A 15,381-nucleotide genomic window follows, 5' to 3' on the forward strand; every position below is an offset into this window, starting at 1 on the left:
GTCCTCGCCGTCGCCGCAGCCCGTCGCACCGCGTCGGCGACCGTTGTCACGCCGGTGCGTGGAGCCGGAATCGGGAGGTTCGCGGGCCGGATGCGCTCCCTGGGTGTCAGCGTGCTGGCGGAGGTGCGCCACCTGCTCGCCGACAAGCCGCGCTCGGTCCTGGCCCGCATCGTCATCACGTTGGCGATCGCGCTGTCGCTGGTCAGCTTCTATCACGTCACCGGGCTGACCCGCTACGACGACGCCGGCCGGCTGACCCTGTACCTGTTCGCCGCCGTGGTGGGCAGCGTGATCTGCACCAATGCGCTGTGTTTCGAGGCCGAACGGGTCCGCGTGATGCTGCAGAGCGGCGATCGGCTGTGGCGGATCCTGGTGTCGAAGAACCTGGCGATGGCCGCGTTGGTGACTCTTGCGGGTCTGCCGGTCATCGTGTTCCTGTCGATGACCGCGGACGTCAACCCGGTGGCGATGGTGGATCAGCTGGTGACCATGGTGTTCATCTGGTTGGGCGTGGGCAATGTCCTCTCGGTCGTCGCCCCGCTGCGCCACGAACCCGTCTCCGCGCGGTGGACCGACGGCACGTGGAAGCCGTATCTGCTGTCGTTCGGGGTGTCCTACGGTGTCGGACTGACAGTGAACCTGATGATCTACTGGCGCCTGTGGGCCAAGCAGAAGGCGTCCGCAGAGCTCGCCGGGGGGACCTGGGCGGCATTCGCCCTGGTTCTGGCCAGTGCGGTACTCAGCTGGTTGCTGCTCACCGTGTTCGCGGTGGCCTGCAGCCGGGACACCGGGCTACGGCGGCGGTTGTCCCGCGAGATGGTGGTCTACCGGAAGGCGTCCTGACCGCAACCGCGGTTACCCTTTACGCCGTGGCCGACGCCCCGTTCCTGTTGCTGTCGATCCGCGGCGAGGACGAGGCCGCAGACGACGAATACCGAGCGATGATGCGTTTCGCGGGGCTCGACGAGCACGGTATGCACCGCATTCGGCTGACCCGACAACCGCTGGGCGACATCGATCTGTCGCGGTGGTCGGGCATCGTCCTCGGCGGCGGGCCGTACAACGTCAGCGATGAACCTGCAACGAAGTCGCCGACCCAGCGCCGTGTCGAGGCGGAATTGGGCGACCTGCTCGCCACGGTCATCGCCCGCGATTTCCCGTTCCTCGGATGTTGTTACGGAGTAGGCACGTTGGGAACGGCGGTCGGCGCCGTGGTGGACCGGGCCCACAGCGAACCGGTCGGCGGTCTCACGGTGGAGCTCACTGCCGACGGCCACGCTGACCCGCTGTTCGCCGGCTTGCCCGACGCCTTCGACGCATTCGGCGGCCACAAGGAGGCGGCGTCATCGTTGCCGGCCGGCGTCGTCTGTCTGGCGACCTCGCCCGACTGCCCGGTCCAGGCGTTTCGAGTCGGCGCGAACGTGTACGCGACCCAATTTCACCCGGAACTCGACGTGGCCGGAGTCTGTATGCGGATCGATGTCTACAAGGATTACGGGTACTTCGCGCCGGAGACCGCTGACTCTCTCAAAGATGCTGCGCGACAACGGGTGGTCGAGCATCCGATGGTCATCCTGCGGAGGTTTGCGCAGCGGTACGCCCGGACGCGCTGAGACGGCAGGCGCAAGCGCGGTCAGGTCCCGGGGACCTCGAACTGTGCGCGTGCCACCTGCTCGATGAGCTGTGCCAGACGGGCTCGCCACCGGTTGTGCTCGGCATCCTCGTCATATCCGCGGTAGGCGGCGTCATCGGCGAAGTCCGCGACGATCACCAGGTCCCAGTTGCCTTCTCGCAGGCCGGCATCGAGTCCGATCGTGTAGCTCAGCGTTCCGGGACACGTCAGATTCTGCAGACCGTCCTGGATCTGGGCGAGTTCGCCGGCGTCGTAACCGGCTCTCAGCTTGGCGAGAACCACACTTCGGATCATCTGGGCACCGTAACAGCGCAGCTGGACGCGCCGAGGAAGAAATACTTGACTCAGTCCAAAAAAGGCCGTAGAACTTTTGAGGTGGCCTCGGATTACGCGGATGTGTTGCGCGTTGCAGAATTGCGCGTGACGCGGCCGAGGATAGCCGTTCTGCAGGCCGTGGAGAGTCATCCACACGCCGACACCGACACGATTTTCGGCGCGGTGCGGGCCGTTCTGCCCGAGGTCTCCCGTCAGGCCGTCTACGACGTGCTGGCCGCGCTGACGGCCGTCGGCCTGGTGCGCAAGATCCAGCCTTCGGGTTCGGTCGCCCGCTACGAATCCCGGGTCGGCGACAATCACCATCACCTCGTGTGTCGTTCCTGTGGCACCATCGCCGACGTCGATTGTGCTGTCGGCGAAGCTCCCTGCCTGACGCCGTCGGATCCGACAGGGGACTTGGACGGGTTCGTCGTCGACGAAGCCGAGGTCGTCTACTGGGGTCTGTGCCCGGACTGTTCGCTCACCGAAACGTCGCGATCACACCAGTGATCACAGCCCAATTCACCACTCCCGGAAGGAAATGTTGTGCCTGAGGATCGTCCTATCGAAGACAGCCCGCCGATTGGAGAGGCCCAGACCGACCAGACCGAAGGTGGCTGCCCCGCCGGATTCGGTCGTGTCACGGCTCCTGTGGAAGGTGGCGGCAACCGTGACTGGTGGCCCAATCAGCTCAACCTGAAGATCCTTCAGAAGAACCCCGACGTCATCAACCCACTCGATGGGGACTTCGACTACACCACCGCGGTGCAGTCGCTCGATGTGGACGCGGTGCGCGCCGACATCGTCGAGGTCATGCGCACCTCTCAGGACTGGTGGCCCGCGGACTTCGGGCACTACGGCCCCTTCTTCATCCGGATGTCGTGGCACGCCGCAGGCACCTATCGCGTCAAGGACGGCCGTGGTGGTGCCGGCGCCGGCATGCAGCGGTTCGCTCCGTTGAACAGCTGGCCGGACAATGCCAGCCTGGACAAGGCTCGTCGCCTGCTGTGGCCGGTCAAGAAGAAGTACGGCAAGAACCTGTCGTGGGCAGACCTGATGGTCTACGCCGGAAACGTCGCACTGGAGGACATGGGCTTCCGCACGGCCGGTTTCGCCTTCGGTCGGGAGGATCGTTGGGAGCCCGAGGAGGACGTCTACTGGGGTCCCGAGCTCGAGTGGCTGGACGACAAGCGATACACCGGCAAGCGGGATCTGGAGAATCCGCTGGCCGCCGTGCAGATGGGGCTGATCTACGTCAATCCCGAAGGCCCCAACGGTAATCCGGATCCACAGGCATCGGCCATCGACATCCGCGAGACCTTCGGCCGGATGGCGATGAACGATGTGGAGACCGCGGCTCTGATCGTCGGCGGCCACACCTTCGGCAAGACCCACGGCAACGGTGACGCCGAACTGGTCGGCCCGGAACCGGAAGCCGCGCCGCTGGAGTTGCAGGGCCTGGGTTGGGCCAACCCGCAGGGCACCGGTGTCGGGCCGGACGCCATCACCAGCGGTCTCGAGGTGATCTGGACGCACACCCCCACCAAGTGGGACAACAGCTATCTGGAGATCCTGTACGGCAACGAGTGGGAGCTGTTCAAGAGCCCCGCCGGAGCGAACCAGTGGCGCCCCAAGGACGGTGGCTGGGCCAACTCGGTGCCCGAGGCGTTCGGCACCGGCAAGACACATCCGTCGATGCTCACGTCCGACCTGGCGTTGCGGGAGGATCCGATCTACGAGCGGATCACCCGTCGGTGGCTCGACCATCCCGAGGAACTCGCCGAGGAGTTCGCGAAGGCCTGGTTCAAGCTGCTGCACCGCGACATGGGTCCAGTGGTCCGCTACCTCGGACCCGAGGTGCCGCAGCAGACCTGGGTGTGGCAGGACCCCGTGCCGGCAGGCGCCGAACTGTCCGCCGACGACGTGGCCGCACTCAAGTCCGCCATCGCCGACTCGGGTCTGACTGTGTCGCAGCTGGTTTCGACCGCATGGAAGGCCGCGTCGTCGTTCCGTGTCAGTGACAAGCGCGGTGGCGCCAACGGTGGCCGCATCCGGTTGCAGCCCCAGCTCGGCTGGGAGGTCAACGAGCCCGACGAGCTGGCACAGGTGATCCGCAAGCTCGAAGAGATTCAGCAGTCGTCGGGCACCGGCGTGTCGTTCGCCGATCTGGTGGTACTCGGCGGTGTGGTCGGTGTCGAGAAGGCGGCCAAGGATGCCGGCTTCGACGTCGAGGTGCCCTTCACCTCCGGACGCGGTGACGCCACCCAGGAGCAGACCGACGTCGAGTCGTTCTCCTACCTGGAGCCCGAGGCCGACGGCTTCCGCAACTACCTGGGCAAGGGCGGCCAGCTTCCCGCCGAGTTCCGCCTCGTCGACCGGGCGAACCTGCTCGGCCTGTCGGCTCCTGAGATGACGGTTCTGGTCGGTGGTCTGCGCGTGCTGGGCACCAACTTCGGTGACACCAAGCACGGTGTACTCACCGACAAGCCTGGCGCGTTGACCAACGACTTCTTCGTCAACCTGCTCGACATGGGCACGGAGTGGAAGCCGTCGCCGGCCGACGACGGAACCTACGTGGGCACCGACCGGGCCACCGGTGCGCAGAGGTGGACCGGCACCCGCGTCGATCTGCTCTTCGGCTCGAACTCGCAACTGCGGGCAGTAGCCGAGGTGTACGCCGAGGACGACGCCAAGGAGAAGTTCGTCAAGGACTTCGCCGCCGCGTGGTCGAAGGTCCTCGACGCCGATCGCTACGACGCCGGCAAGGGACTCGAGTAACAGCTCTGAACGGAAAGGGGCGCCCAGCTGCGGTTTCGCAGCGGGGCGCCTCTTTTGGTCGGGGCTGGCGCCCCTCTTTCATCGAGACTGCATGCAGGGCGAGAAAGTTGGAGTAACCCCCGCCCGGGCTGCAGTCTCAACGCCCCCCGAGAGCTCAGTACGGGCTGAGTTGCGCACCGATCAGCGGGGCCATCTTCGCCGCCATGTAGGTGTGGCCGGCGTCGGTGGGGTGCACCCCGTCAGCACCGATCAGCTCGGGCCTTCCGACGAACCAGCGACCGGCGATCGGGTCCACGAAGGTCGCTCCCGCCAACTCCGCCTGATAGCCGAGAACATCTCGGATCCGCCGGATCGACGCTGGCGGGTCGGCAGTGGGCCACGCCGGCCCGACCACGAGGAACTTCGCCGATCGGGCGATCTGGCGGGCCATCTGCAGCGTGCCGTACATCGCGATCGACAGCCGAGTCGGGTCGACGTCCATGTCATTGCGCGACCCGAACACGACGACGAGTGCATCGGTGGGCTTGACTGCCCGGACGGCGAGGTCCTCGAAGACGCTGCCCCGGTTGCCGCGGGTGCAGTACCCCGCCCCGCCCTCGGCGGCGACCGTCGGTGTGACGGCGATGCCGTGGTGAGCGAGTGCCTGCCACACCTGGCTCGTCCACCCCTTGCTGCCGGTGCCGCCCTCCTGCCCCCCGGTTGTATACGAATCGCCGATCACCGAGATCCGGTTGACGGCGAAGTCCGTCAGACGCACATCGTGCTCCCGCATCGCGGGCGCGCCGAGGACGCCAAAAACGACAGCGAGAGAGACCATCACAGCCACCAGGCGACTCACTGGACCAGCCTAGAGTCGGCTGTGGCACGAACCGCGATGACTCGCCGCAGGTGCGAACCGTTATCCGGCGCGCACGGCGACCGATTGCAGCCGACTGTGGGGCGGGTCCGCGGCACGGACCGCCGGTGGCCCCTTCTTGTCGACCATGCGGCGCATCCACTTCCGCGCCGGCTCTTCGACCGAGTGGTACAGCAGTGCCGCTCCGACAGTGGCCAGCAGGATCAGGCTCAGGACCACCAGCTTCGCCGACCAGCTGGGCGTCAACGTGATCTCGAACTGCATGACCGTCCAGATCCACGCGGTGTGGACGATCTCGTGGAGCATGTACAGGCTGAACGAGATATGGCCGAGGTACACCATGACACCGGTGGACAGCAGCGCCGGCAGCGTGCCGACTCCGATGGCCAGCGTGATGACCAGCGGGACGAACAGCACGTCGACCAGGCCGCCCGCGTCGTACAGCGACCCGGGCGGATGCGCATCCAGTAGATACAGCCCGCCGACGATCACCGCTCCCAACAGAACCGACGCCACCCCGGCGGCTTGCCGCGACCGGTCGGACAGCTGGAGTTTGCGTACCGCGGCGCACGCCAGGGCGCCCGCGATGAACTGCATCACGATCCTGGGCAGCCAGCTCCACGGGGTGTAGAACACACCGCTGGCCAACAGCAGCAGCACCGGCGGCAGCGAGGCGGCGATCGCGAGACAGATCAGGCCACGCGCCCGGGTGGCGGACGCGATCCGGAAGACCACCAACGCCAGGCTGCCGAACAGCAGGTAGGCCAGCCACTCGGCGCTGATGGACCATGCCGGCCCGTTCCAGCTCGATCCGTCGAAATACGGCTGGAACCACAACTGCGTCAGCAGTACCTGCCGCACCCAGCTGGTCGCATTCAGCGAGTCCACCACTGGCGGTTCGGCCGGCACGTGTCCGACATAGAGGGTGAACACGATCCACGCCGCGGCGAGGTGCATCGTCACCAGATAGACCGGCCACACCCGGGCCAACCGCAGCCACAGGAAGCGCAGAGTCTCGCGGATCGACCAGGCGTCGCCCATCCGGTCGAGGTAGTTCCACGTCAGGACGAAGCCGCTGAGGATGAAGAACAGGTCGACCCCCTGCGCACCGGCGTTGAGCACAGGCGCCAGTGCGGTACTCGCCGACGGCGCCGCCTCGGCCAGCATCGGCCGGAAGTGGAACAGGACCACCCACAGTGCGGCGACGATACGCAGGCCGGATAGGGCCCTGATCTCTCCGGAACGCACACGGCTCATTTCGTCAGGATTCTGCGATGTCTTCGACGTTGTCAGTCGAGAATCGGCGCGGGGCCGCCCCCGATCACGAACGGCGACCGGTCGCAGGTTACCAGCGGGGGCACCCCGTCGGCGGCCCGCAACGCCGCGCCACGCGTTGCCCGCCGGGTGCATCGAACAGGGTATTGTCGAGGACATTGTCAATCGAGGGGAACGGTGCGCGCACCCGGCCGCCGTGGGAGATTCTGGGGCACATGCGCGTGCCGAATGACGGCGAGGAATTGTCGCTGCTCCTGGTGGAAGACGATCGCGCAGACGCCATCCTCGTCGAGGAGTTGATCGCCGACGCCAAACTCGACGCCGTCGTGGTCTGGGCAGAGTCGATGGCCAAGGCCGAGCACCAGATTTCGCTCGTCCGCCCCGACTGCATCCTGCTGGATCTGCATCTCCACGACGCTGACGGGATCGAGGGGTTGGCCCGGATCGCCAGGCAGGACGCGACGATCCCCATCGTTGTCCTCACCGGCCTCAACGACGAGCACGTCGGTGTCTCGGCGGTGGCGTCGGGAGCGCAGGATTATCTGGTCAAAGGTCGGGTCGACCCTGAGGTGCTGCGGCGGGCTGTGCGTTACGCCATCGAACGCAAGCGCGCCGAGCTGACTACGGTCGACCTGCACGCCAGCCAGCTGCGTGCCCGGGAGAACTCCCGGCTCGAACGGGGCCTACTGCCCTCTCCCCTGCTGCTGGACAGCCCTGGCGTCGAGATCGTCACCTCGTACCGGCCCAGCCGTGAGAACGCCCTGCTCGGCGGCGACTTCTACGATTTTGTGCAGACCCCCGACCGCACCGTGCACGTGATGATCGGCGACGTGGCAGGCCACGGCCCCGACGAGGCTGCGCTGGGGGTGGCACTGCGCATCGCTTGGCGCGCTTTGACTTTCGCCGGGCTGCGCGGATCGGATCGGATGCGTCAGCTCGAGCGGATCCTGCGGGCCGAACGCGCGGGCAAGGGGATCTTCGCAACGGTGCTCAGCCTGGCCATTCCTCCGGAGGGCTCGGTCACCGCGGTGCGGGCGGGTCACCCCGGCATGCTGCTCCACGGCGGCGGCACGGTGGAGTGGGTCGAACCCGCGGGAGGCCCGGCACTGGGTCTGCACGCCGGCGACTGGCAGCCTCTGCAGATCGACCTCCCCGAGGGCAAAGGTCTGGTGTTGCTCACCGATGGTCTGTTCGAAGGCCACATCGGACACGGCAACGAGCGGCTCGGCGAGGCGGGCCTTTTGGAACTGGCTCGCACGTTCGCCGAACTGCCCGGGCGCGCGTTTGTCGACGCGCTCATCGACGCCGTCGAGGAGCAGGCTCAGAGCCAGGGCGGGATCGGCGACGACATCGCCGTCGTGCGAGTGGAGCGGGTGACGCAGCCGTGAGTGACATCTCGCAACGTCGGGCGCGGGCGGCTCAACTGACCGTGCAGGGCTGGCACAATCTTGTGCTCTCGGTGATGGGCGTGGTCGTCCTTGTCGGCGCAGTCACCGTGGCGGTCCTGCTGAGCCGGACCGACCGGGTCTCCGATCATGTCATCGAGAACATCCAGCCGGCCCGCGTCGCCGCATACCAGTTGCAGGCGTCGTTGCGCGACCAGGAGACCGCTGTGCGCGGATACCTGATCACCGCGGATTCGCAGTTCCTGGACCCCTACAACGAGGGCCGGGAGCTCGAGAGCCAGTCGTCTGCGCAGATTCGGATCCTGGAACAGGACCGTCCCGAACTGCTCGACGATCTGGACGCGATCGAGCGGGCCGCCGGGAGCTGGCGAACATCGTATGCCGAGCCCCTGATTGCCGGCGTTCGGTCCGGTGACGCAACCGTGGTCGCCGAGGAGTCCAGCGCCCTCGGCAAGGCCGAATTCGACCGTTTGCGTGTGCTTTTCGACGAGCAGAACGAACACCTTGCACAGGCGAGGAACAACGCCATGGCCGAGCTGGCGGACATCCGCTCTTGGCGTAACGGAGTGCTGGTGGCGATGCTCCTGACATTCGCGGTGACGATGCTGCTGCTGGCTGGACTACTGCAGCGGGCACTGGTGCGTCCGCTGGCGCTGTTGGCGGCCTCCTGCCGGAGCATCGCGCAGGGCAACTTCGGCGAGCGCATCACACCCAAGGGGCCCAAGGACATCCGCGGGATCGCCACCGACGTCGAGAACATGCGGCAGCGGCTCGCCGCTGAACTCGAGACCTCACAAGAGGCCGCCGCGACGCTCGACGCCCAGGCCGAAGAGCTCCGCCGGTCGAATGCCGAGCTGGAACAGTTCGCCTACGTCGCGTCCCATGACCTACAGGAACCACTGCGCAAGGTCGCGTCGTTCTGCCAGCTGCTGGAGAAGCGCTACGGCGACAAACTCGACGAGCGCGGCATCGAGTACATCAACTTCGCCGTCGACGGCGCCAAGCGGATGCAGGTGCTCATCAACGACCTGCTGACGTTCTCCAGGGTCGGCCGGCTCAACGCCACCGAGGCCGACGTCGACCTGGACGACGCCCTGGACGACGCCCTGGCCAATCTCACGACGGCTGTCGAGGAGTCGGGAGTGGTCATCGAACGTCCGCCGGACGGTCTGCCGACGATCAAGGGTGACCCGACGCTGCTGACGATGCTGTGGCAGAACCTCGTCGGCAACGCCGTGAAGTTCCGTCGCGAAGAGGTGGCGCCGCGCATCGTCATCGAGTGCAGTCCGGGCACCGGCGAGCATGAATCCGACTGGTCGTTTTCGCTGTCGGACAATGGGATCGGGATCGCGTCGGAGTTCACCGACAAGGTATTCGTCATCTTCCAGCGCCTGCACGGACGCGACGCCTACAGCGGCACGGGTATCGGGCTGGCGCTGTGCAAGAAGATCGTGGAACACCACGGCGGGTCCATCTGGATCGACACCTCCTACTCTGAGGGCACCCGCTTCCGATTCACCCTGCCCGTTGCCGTCACCGACACCGAGACCCCTGTCCTGGAAGGATCAACCACATGACACCGGCTGAACGCGCGATCGACGTCCTGCTCATCGAGGACGACCCGGGAGATGAACTGATCACGCGGGAAGCCTTCGAGCACAACAAGATCAAGAACAACCTGCACGTCGCCCACGACGGTGAGGAAGGTCTGGACTTCCTGTACCGCCGTGGCGCGTACGAGGGCGCGCCACGCCCCGACCTGGTTCTGCTCGACCTGAATCTGCCGAAGTACGACGGGCGGCAATTGCTCGAGACCATCAAGTCCGACCCGGAACTCAGCCACATCCCGGTCGTGGTGCTGACGACCTCGTCGGCCGAAGAGGACATCCTGCGCAGCTACAAATTGCACGCCAACGCCTACGTCACCAAACCGGTCGACCTCGACCAGTTCATGAACGCGGTGCGCCAGATCGACGAGTTCTTCGTGCAAGTGGTCCGGCTGCCCCAGTTCTGAGATGGAACTGCCGCGCCCCGATCCTGCGGTCCCCCATCTGGCCGATGTGGCGCCGTCGGTGCTTGCCGCCATGGGGGTCGCCGGTTTCGAGCCGCGGATCCCGTTCTCCCACGATGTCTCCGGGGCCTGCGTCCTTCTGATCGACGGTCTGGGCGCCGAACTGCTGGACACCTACGCCGCGGACGCTCCGGTGCTCGCGGGCCTGCGCGGACAGACCCTGCAGGTCGGTTTCCCCTCGACGACCGCGGCCGGATTGGCCGCGGTGGGCACCGGATGCCGGTCCGGCGAGCACGGAATGGTCGGGATGTCGTTTCGCCTGCCCGACGTCGGCGTCATCAACGCACTGCGGTGGCGTCCGCACCCCTGGGGTGAGGATCTGCGGGACAGTGCGACACCCGAAGCGGTGCAGCCGATACCGACGGTCTTCGAACGGGCCGCGTCGACGGGGGTGGCGGTCAGCGTGATCTCGGGCGCCCAGTTCAGCGGATCTGGCCTGACCCGAGCGGTGTTGCGCGGCGGTGAGTACGTCGGCGTGCACTCACTGGGTGATCTGGCCGCCACGGTGAGCACCGCGATGGCCGCCGGCGGATTCTGTTACGGATATCACGCCGATCTCGACCTGGTGGGCCATCTGTACGGGCCCGGATCGGCGGCGTGGCGGCTGCAACTCCGGCAGGTCGACACGCTGGTGGAATCCATCGTGGAGAGAATGCCGGCCGGGAGCCTGCTCGCGGTGGTCGCCGATCACGGCATGGTGGCCCTGGACGCGGCCGAGGTTGTCGACATCGACGCCACCGACGCACTGCACGACGGTGTCGACGCCATCGGCGGAGAGGCCCGCGCCCGTCACGTGTACACCCGCGTCGGGGCACTGGAGGATGTGCTGGCCGGGTGGCGCGACATCCTCGGCGACCGGGCGTGGGTGGTGAGCCGCGATGAAGCCATCGGGGCGGGGTGGTTCGGTGGCCGGGTCACCGACGACGTCCGCCCGCGGATCGGTGATGTGGTGGCTGCGGCGCGGGGTTCGGCGGGGTTGCTTCGGAAGGCCGTCGAGCCGATCGAATCTTCGCTGGTCGGTCAGCACGGGTCACTGACCGAGGCTGAATCGAGCGTTCCACTTCTTTTGGCTCGGCGCTGACCCTGCCGTTCGACGTGGTGTCGTAGCAGCTGTGGGCCGGCTCGATTCTGGGATCCGGCTGCAGCACGATCCCCGGCACCCGTCGAGGCGTATCCAGTTAAAATATTGCTGCGCAACGCCTTTCAGCATTCAGATGACTCGTGCAGAGGGCCCTTCCAATGATGTCCGGACGCAACGGATTTCGTGAGTCAGCTGTCACTCGGTAGCGGGTTGTGAACGCCATCACAGATTTTGGTCGTATTAGAGACCCCCTGTTAGTGTCCGTTCGCATGTTTGCTCTCGCTACGCTCTTGACGCTTGTCAACCAGGTGTCGGGCACGCCGTACGTCACCGGTGGCGACTCGCCCTCGGGTACGGACTGCTCCGGCCTGGTGTCGTGGGTGACCAACGCCGCGACCGGCAGGCCCATCTACGGCGACCGGTTCCACACCGGGAACATCGAAAGTGCGCTGCTCGATCGAGGCTTCCAGCATGGTGCAGAGCCCGGCGCGCTGGTGGTTGGTTGGAACGGTGGTCATACCGCCGTGACGCTGCCCGATGGAACACCGGTGTCCTCCGGCGAAGGCGGTGGCGTGAAGGTCGGTGGTGGCGGTGCCTACCAGGATCAGTTCACCAACCACATGTTCCTGCCGATGCCCGCGAACACACCGCCCGCACCCGACCCGTTGATGGCGCCGCCCATGGCGCCTCCGATGCCACCTCCGCCACCCATGGCGCCTCCGATGCCGCCTCCGCCGCCGGCAGGCCCTGTCGTCCAGATGGGGCAGGACGTCCCACCGCCTCCAGGCCCGCCGATCTGACGGGCCCGCAAGGTCAGAACCGGCGCGCGCTAGCGTCTGTGCCGTGATCGTGCTGCTGCCACCGTCGGAGACGAAGCGATCCGGCGGTGACGGGCCGGCTCTGACGATGGATGCGCTCGGTTCGCCTGATCTGCATCCCTTGCGCACGGTTTTGGTCGATGAGTTGATCGGCTTGGCGGCTGACCCCGCGGCCAGCAGGCGCGCCCTGGGGATCTCGGCCTCCCAGGACGCAGAGATCGACCGGAACGCGGCACTGCGGACAGCGCCGACGATGCCGGCCATTCACCGCTACACCGGTGTGCTCTACGACGCCCTGGACATCACCTCGCTGCGCGGTGCGGCGGCCGTGCGTGCGCGGTCGCGACTGGCCGTCGGATCGGCATTGTTCGGGTTGCTGCGCGCAGACGACCCGATCCCTCCCTACCGACTGTCGGCTACCTCGCGACTGCCGGGCTACCCGACGCTGGCCGCCTTCTGGCGGCCTGCGCTCGAACCTGTGCTGGCGGCGATCGCGCACCACGAGTTGGTCGTCGATCTGCGCTCGGGCTCCTACGCCGCGCTGGCGAAGGTGCCCGGTGCGGTCTCGGTGGACGTGGTCGCCGAACACGCCGACGGACGGCGGACGGTGGTCAGCCACTTCAACAAAGCGCACAAGGGTCGGCTGGCGCGTGCGCTGTCGAGCAGCCGTTCCGAGCCGACGGACGCGGGCGGAGTGGCGACTGTCGCCCGGCGCGCGGGCATGACGGTGGAACGTCGCGGCGATCGTCTGACCGTCGTCGTCACTGCGTGATGCCAGGGGTGAAAATTACTGCAGGACAATCAGAGCGCAGCGATGAAGTCAGACGTGTAGAACTCTTTCGGAACCTGCGAGTGAGCGCTCGGGATGGTGATGAACAACCACGCTCCCGTAGCGCCGGGCACGACCGTGCCTCGCACGGACACCGCGCCGGCGCCTGCGCCATCGGTGAACAGCGCGGTTCCCGCGACGCCTGGTTCTCCGCCGTTGCAGCTCACCGCCGACGAGTGGGGCGCCTGGATCAGTCGGACGTCATAGCGTGTGTTGGGCACTCCGGTGTTGAGTTGGATGTCGGCGACGACCTCGGAACCTGCGGTCCACACCTGAGCGGTCGGTCGGGCGTAGCCGGTACCGCCGACGTACTTGATGTCGCTGAAGTCGCAGCGGCGCAGTACCTGGCCGAACGGCACGAAGGTCGCATCCTGTTCGGCGGAGGCCACTGCCACGCCCGTCGTCAGCGGTGCCAGCGCGATCATCAGCGCGGCACCCGCTTGTGCGGTACGCATGGTTCGGCGCATGTCCTGTGAGTCCTGTTCTTCGGGCGGAATCCGTCGTCCCTATTGACGGACCCGATAAGGTTAGTCTGTCTCACCAAGTTCTGCCCACTCGGGCCGGTCCTGTGAGCCCTCGTTGACTCGCCCATCCGACCGCGAGAGACTTTCGCCTCATGTCCACCCTGCGGCTGTACCTCCGGTTTCAGGGGATGATGTTCATGTTCGGCGGACTGGTCGGGCCGATCTTCCTGGTCGTCTACTTCGCCGCTCAGCCTGAGCCCGCGCTGCGGTGGATGTACTGGTGGGGTCTGTTCATCACCGCAGCCGACGTTCTGATCGCCCTAGAGCTCACCGATTCGGCGGTCCGCAAGAACCGGGGGAAGCCGGGGATGGCCGTCGCCGTCGACGCCTGAGTGAACAACCGAACGATGGCACCCGATGACCATCCTGCTGACGCCGGCCGCGCCGTTGGAAGCGGCGGTACCGTGGGCCGGCCGCCGACCACCAGAATGGGTCAGCGGCGCGTGACACCGAAGGGGCGTGGATGCTGAGAGACATTCGGGAACTCGCGGATTCGCCGGAGGAGTACGCCGCCGAGTTACGACGGCGATGGGGTGGACTGCTCAGCTATCGCTATATCGGGCGCAGCTACGCCCAGATGGATCTCGGCCCCGAGGACAACACCGTCGCGATCCGCCTTGACATGCGTGATGGTGTGGGCGGTCTGCTGCTCGGAATGCTGGGCATCGCCTCACCCGAAGGCGGCCACATGTCCGACCTGGAGGCGGTCCCGAACCCGGTGATCCATTCCTGCCAGATCGTCGACCCGGGTGTGGGAGTCAGCCGCATCGAGGTGATCTCCGAAGAGCTCAAGCGTGGCAGTCGGATGGGCTACAGCCGGTCGATGATCGTCGACGCCGACAACCCCGGCAGGGTGTTGGCACTGACCGAGGGCCAGGGCATCAGCATCGGAGTCCCACCCGAGGGCCTGCAGCGCATGGCGGCCAACCCGCTCGAGATCGTCGACTCCCCCGACCTGCCACCGCTGTGGCAGGTCTTCGGCGCCCGTCTGCGGTCGGACGGGCACTGGGCGCTTCCGGAACTGTCCGTCGACGTCGCCTCGCCCGACGCCGCGCTGCACATCGGTCCGCAGTTCGTCGTTCTCGAGACCGCGGCGCGACACCGCGCCGCCCAGGTGGCAGGCAACGACCGGCTTCACGGGGTGTCCTCGCACGTCATGTTCGTTGCCCGGGGAAAGTCCGGTCCGTTCCGCGTCGAACCCGAATCGGTGTCCGGATCGGCAGGCAGCGTGGCTGTGAGGGTGAACATGTACGACGAAGGCGCCGATGACCGGCTCACCACGGTGGGTTCCTACCTCTTCGCCAAAGCAGATTGACCGGCGTTTGTCGCGGGAGTGATCGGGCGCACACAGCGCGCGTGGGACACTTTGCCCATGTCTGTCGAGATCGCCCGTCCCAAGCTTGAAGGCAATGTCGCCGTCGGCACCGACCGCCGCATCGGGTTCGCCGAGTTCGGCGATCCACAGGGCCGGGCGATTTTCTGGCTGCACGGAACGCCCGGTGGCCGCCGTCAGATCCCCGTCGAGGCGAGGCTGTGGGCCGAGGACAACCACATCCGGCTCATCGGAGTGGACCGCCCAGGTATCGGCTCCTCGACGCCCTACGAATACCCGAAGATCATCGATTTCGCCGAAGATCTGCGGACCATCGCCGACACCCTGGGAATCGACCGGATGGAGATCATCGGGCTCTCGGGTGGCGGCCCCTACACGCTGGGATGCGCGGCGGCGATGCCCGATCGGGTGGTCGCCGTCGGGGTGCTCGGCGGCGTCGCCCCGACGCGCGGTGCCGACGGC

General features: G+C 66.7%; 17 protein-coding genes. 13 read left to right on the top strand and 4 right to left on the bottom strand.

Features of this window, described 5'->3' with window-relative positions; translation table 11 throughout:
- Nucleotides 1–843, top strand: an 843-nt coding sequence (locus WA965_RS28670) for an ABC transporter permease (RefSeq protein WP_526448279.1), incomplete at its 5' end; no start/stop codon positions are given.
- A 26-nt stretch (nucleotides 844–869) separates the two neighbouring features.
- Nucleotides 870–1,613, top strand: a complete 744-nt coding sequence (locus tag WA965_RS28675) for a glutamine amidotransferase (RefSeq protein ID WP_526300574.1) — start codon at nucleotides 870–872, stop codon at nucleotides 1,611–1,613.
- Between the two features lie 20 nt (nucleotides 1,614–1,633).
- Here WA965_RS28675 and WA965_RS28680 read toward each other — a convergent pair whose 3' ends face one another.
- Nucleotides 1,634–1,927 (bottom strand): Dabb family protein, encoded by a 294-nt coding sequence (locus WA965_RS28680; protein ID WP_526300576.1) that lies wholly within the window; start codon nucleotides 1,925–1,927, stop codon nucleotides 1,634–1,636.
- Between the two features lie 81 nt (nucleotides 1,928–2,008).
- Here WA965_RS28680 and WA965_RS28685 point away from each other — a divergent pair, with 81 nt between their 5' ends.
- The gene (locus WA965_RS28685; protein ID WP_526448280.1) at nucleotides 2,009–2,458 is read left to right on the top strand and encodes a Fur family transcriptional regulator; all 450 of its coding nucleotides are present in this window, start codon (nucleotides 2,009–2,011) and stop codon (nucleotides 2,456–2,458) included.
- A gap of 36 nt (nucleotides 2,459–2,494) precedes the next feature.
- Complete coding sequence (gene katG / locus WA965_RS28690; protein WP_526300580.1) at nucleotides 2,495–4,726, top strand: catalase/peroxidase HPI; 2,232 nt, start codon at nucleotides 2,495–2,497, stop codon at nucleotides 4,724–4,726.
- 154 nt (nucleotides 4,727–4,880) lie between these two features.
- Here katG and WA965_RS28695 read toward each other — a convergent pair whose 3' ends face one another.
- Both WA965_RS28695 and WA965_RS28700 read right to left on the bottom strand, forming a co-directional pair.
- Nucleotides 4,881–5,564 (bottom strand): Rv0518 family GDSL lipase, encoded by a 684-nt coding sequence (locus WA965_RS28695; protein ID WP_526300582.1) that lies wholly within the window; start codon nucleotides 5,562–5,564, stop codon nucleotides 4,881–4,883.
- A gap of 60 nt (nucleotides 5,565–5,624) precedes the next feature.
- Complete coding sequence (locus WA965_RS28700; RefSeq protein WP_526300584.1) at nucleotides 5,625–6,839, bottom strand: acyltransferase family protein; 1,215 nt, start codon at nucleotides 6,837–6,839, stop codon at nucleotides 5,625–5,627.
- 233 nt (nucleotides 6,840–7,072) lie between these two features.
- Between WA965_RS28700 and WA965_RS28705 the strand changes: the two genes are divergently transcribed.
- The 6 genes from WA965_RS28705 to yaaA all read left to right on the top strand — a co-directional run bounded on the left by WA965_RS28705 (nucleotide 7,073) and on the right by yaaA (nucleotide 13,005).
- Nucleotides 7,073–8,245, top strand: a complete 1,173-nt coding sequence (locus tag WA965_RS28705) for a PP2C family protein-serine/threonine phosphatase (RefSeq protein WP_526300586.1) — start codon at nucleotides 7,073–7,075, stop codon at nucleotides 8,243–8,245.
- A 74-nt stretch (nucleotides 8,246–8,319) separates the two neighbouring features.
- Entirely contained in the window at nucleotides 8,320–9,840 is a 1,521-nt protein-coding gene (locus WA965_RS28710; protein WP_526300616.1) for a sensor histidine kinase, read from the top strand.
- Nucleotides 9,837–10,277, top strand: coding sequence for a response regulator (locus WA965_RS28715; protein WP_178360274.1), 441 nt, complete (start codon nucleotides 9,837–9,839; stop codon nucleotides 10,275–10,277). The genes WA965_RS28710 and WA965_RS28715 overlap by 4 nt, the downstream gene beginning before the upstream one ends.
- 1 nt (nucleotide 10,278) lies before the next feature.
- Nucleotides 10,279–11,415: an alkaline phosphatase family protein gene (locus tag WA965_RS28720; protein WP_526300588.1), complete on the top strand. Its 1,137-nt coding sequence runs from the start codon at nucleotides 10,279–10,281 to the stop codon at nucleotides 11,413–11,415.
- Nucleotides 11,416–11,684: 269 nt separating this feature from the next.
- On the top strand, nucleotides 11,685–12,215 hold the full coding sequence (locus tag WA965_RS28725; RefSeq protein ID WP_526300590.1) for an NlpC/P60 family protein: 531 nt from the start codon (nucleotides 11,685–11,687) through the stop codon (nucleotides 12,213–12,215).
- 43 nt (nucleotides 12,216–12,258) lie between these two features.
- On the top strand, nucleotides 12,259–13,005 hold the full coding sequence (gene yaaA / locus WA965_RS28730) for a peroxide stress protein YaaA (protein ID WP_526300592.1): 747 nt from the start codon (nucleotides 12,259–12,261) through the stop codon (nucleotides 13,003–13,005).
- A gap of 29 nt (nucleotides 13,006–13,034) precedes the next feature.
- Here yaaA and WA965_RS28735 read toward each other — a convergent pair whose 3' ends face one another.
- Nucleotides 13,035–13,517 carry a hypothetical protein gene (locus WA965_RS28735; protein ID WP_526300594.1) on the bottom strand — a complete coding sequence of 161 codons (483 nt, stop codon included), beginning with the start codon at nucleotides 13,515–13,517 and terminating at the stop codon, nucleotides 13,035–13,037.
- Between the two features lie 161 nt (nucleotides 13,518–13,678).
- Between WA965_RS28735 and WA965_RS28740 the strand changes: the two genes are divergently transcribed.
- The 3 genes from WA965_RS28740 to WA965_RS28750 all read left to right on the top strand — a co-directional run.
- Nucleotides 13,679–13,918: a hypothetical protein gene (locus WA965_RS28740; RefSeq protein ID WP_526300596.1), complete on the top strand. Its 240-nt coding sequence runs from the start codon at nucleotides 13,679–13,681 to the stop codon at nucleotides 13,916–13,918.
- A 131-nt stretch (nucleotides 13,919–14,049) separates the two neighbouring features.
- Entirely contained in the window at nucleotides 14,050–14,901 is an 852-nt protein-coding gene (locus tag WA965_RS28745; protein WP_526300598.1) for a hypothetical protein, read from the top strand.
- A gap of 57 nt (nucleotides 14,902–14,958) precedes the next feature.
- On the top strand, nucleotides 14,959–15,381 hold a 423-nt coding region (locus tag WA965_RS28750), incomplete at its 3' end, for an alpha/beta fold hydrolase (protein ID WP_526448281.1).

Source organism: Mycobacterium sp. (genome assembly GCF_049683935.1).
GTDB lineage: Bacteria > Actinomycetota > Actinomycetes > Mycobacteriales > Mycobacteriaceae > Mycobacterium.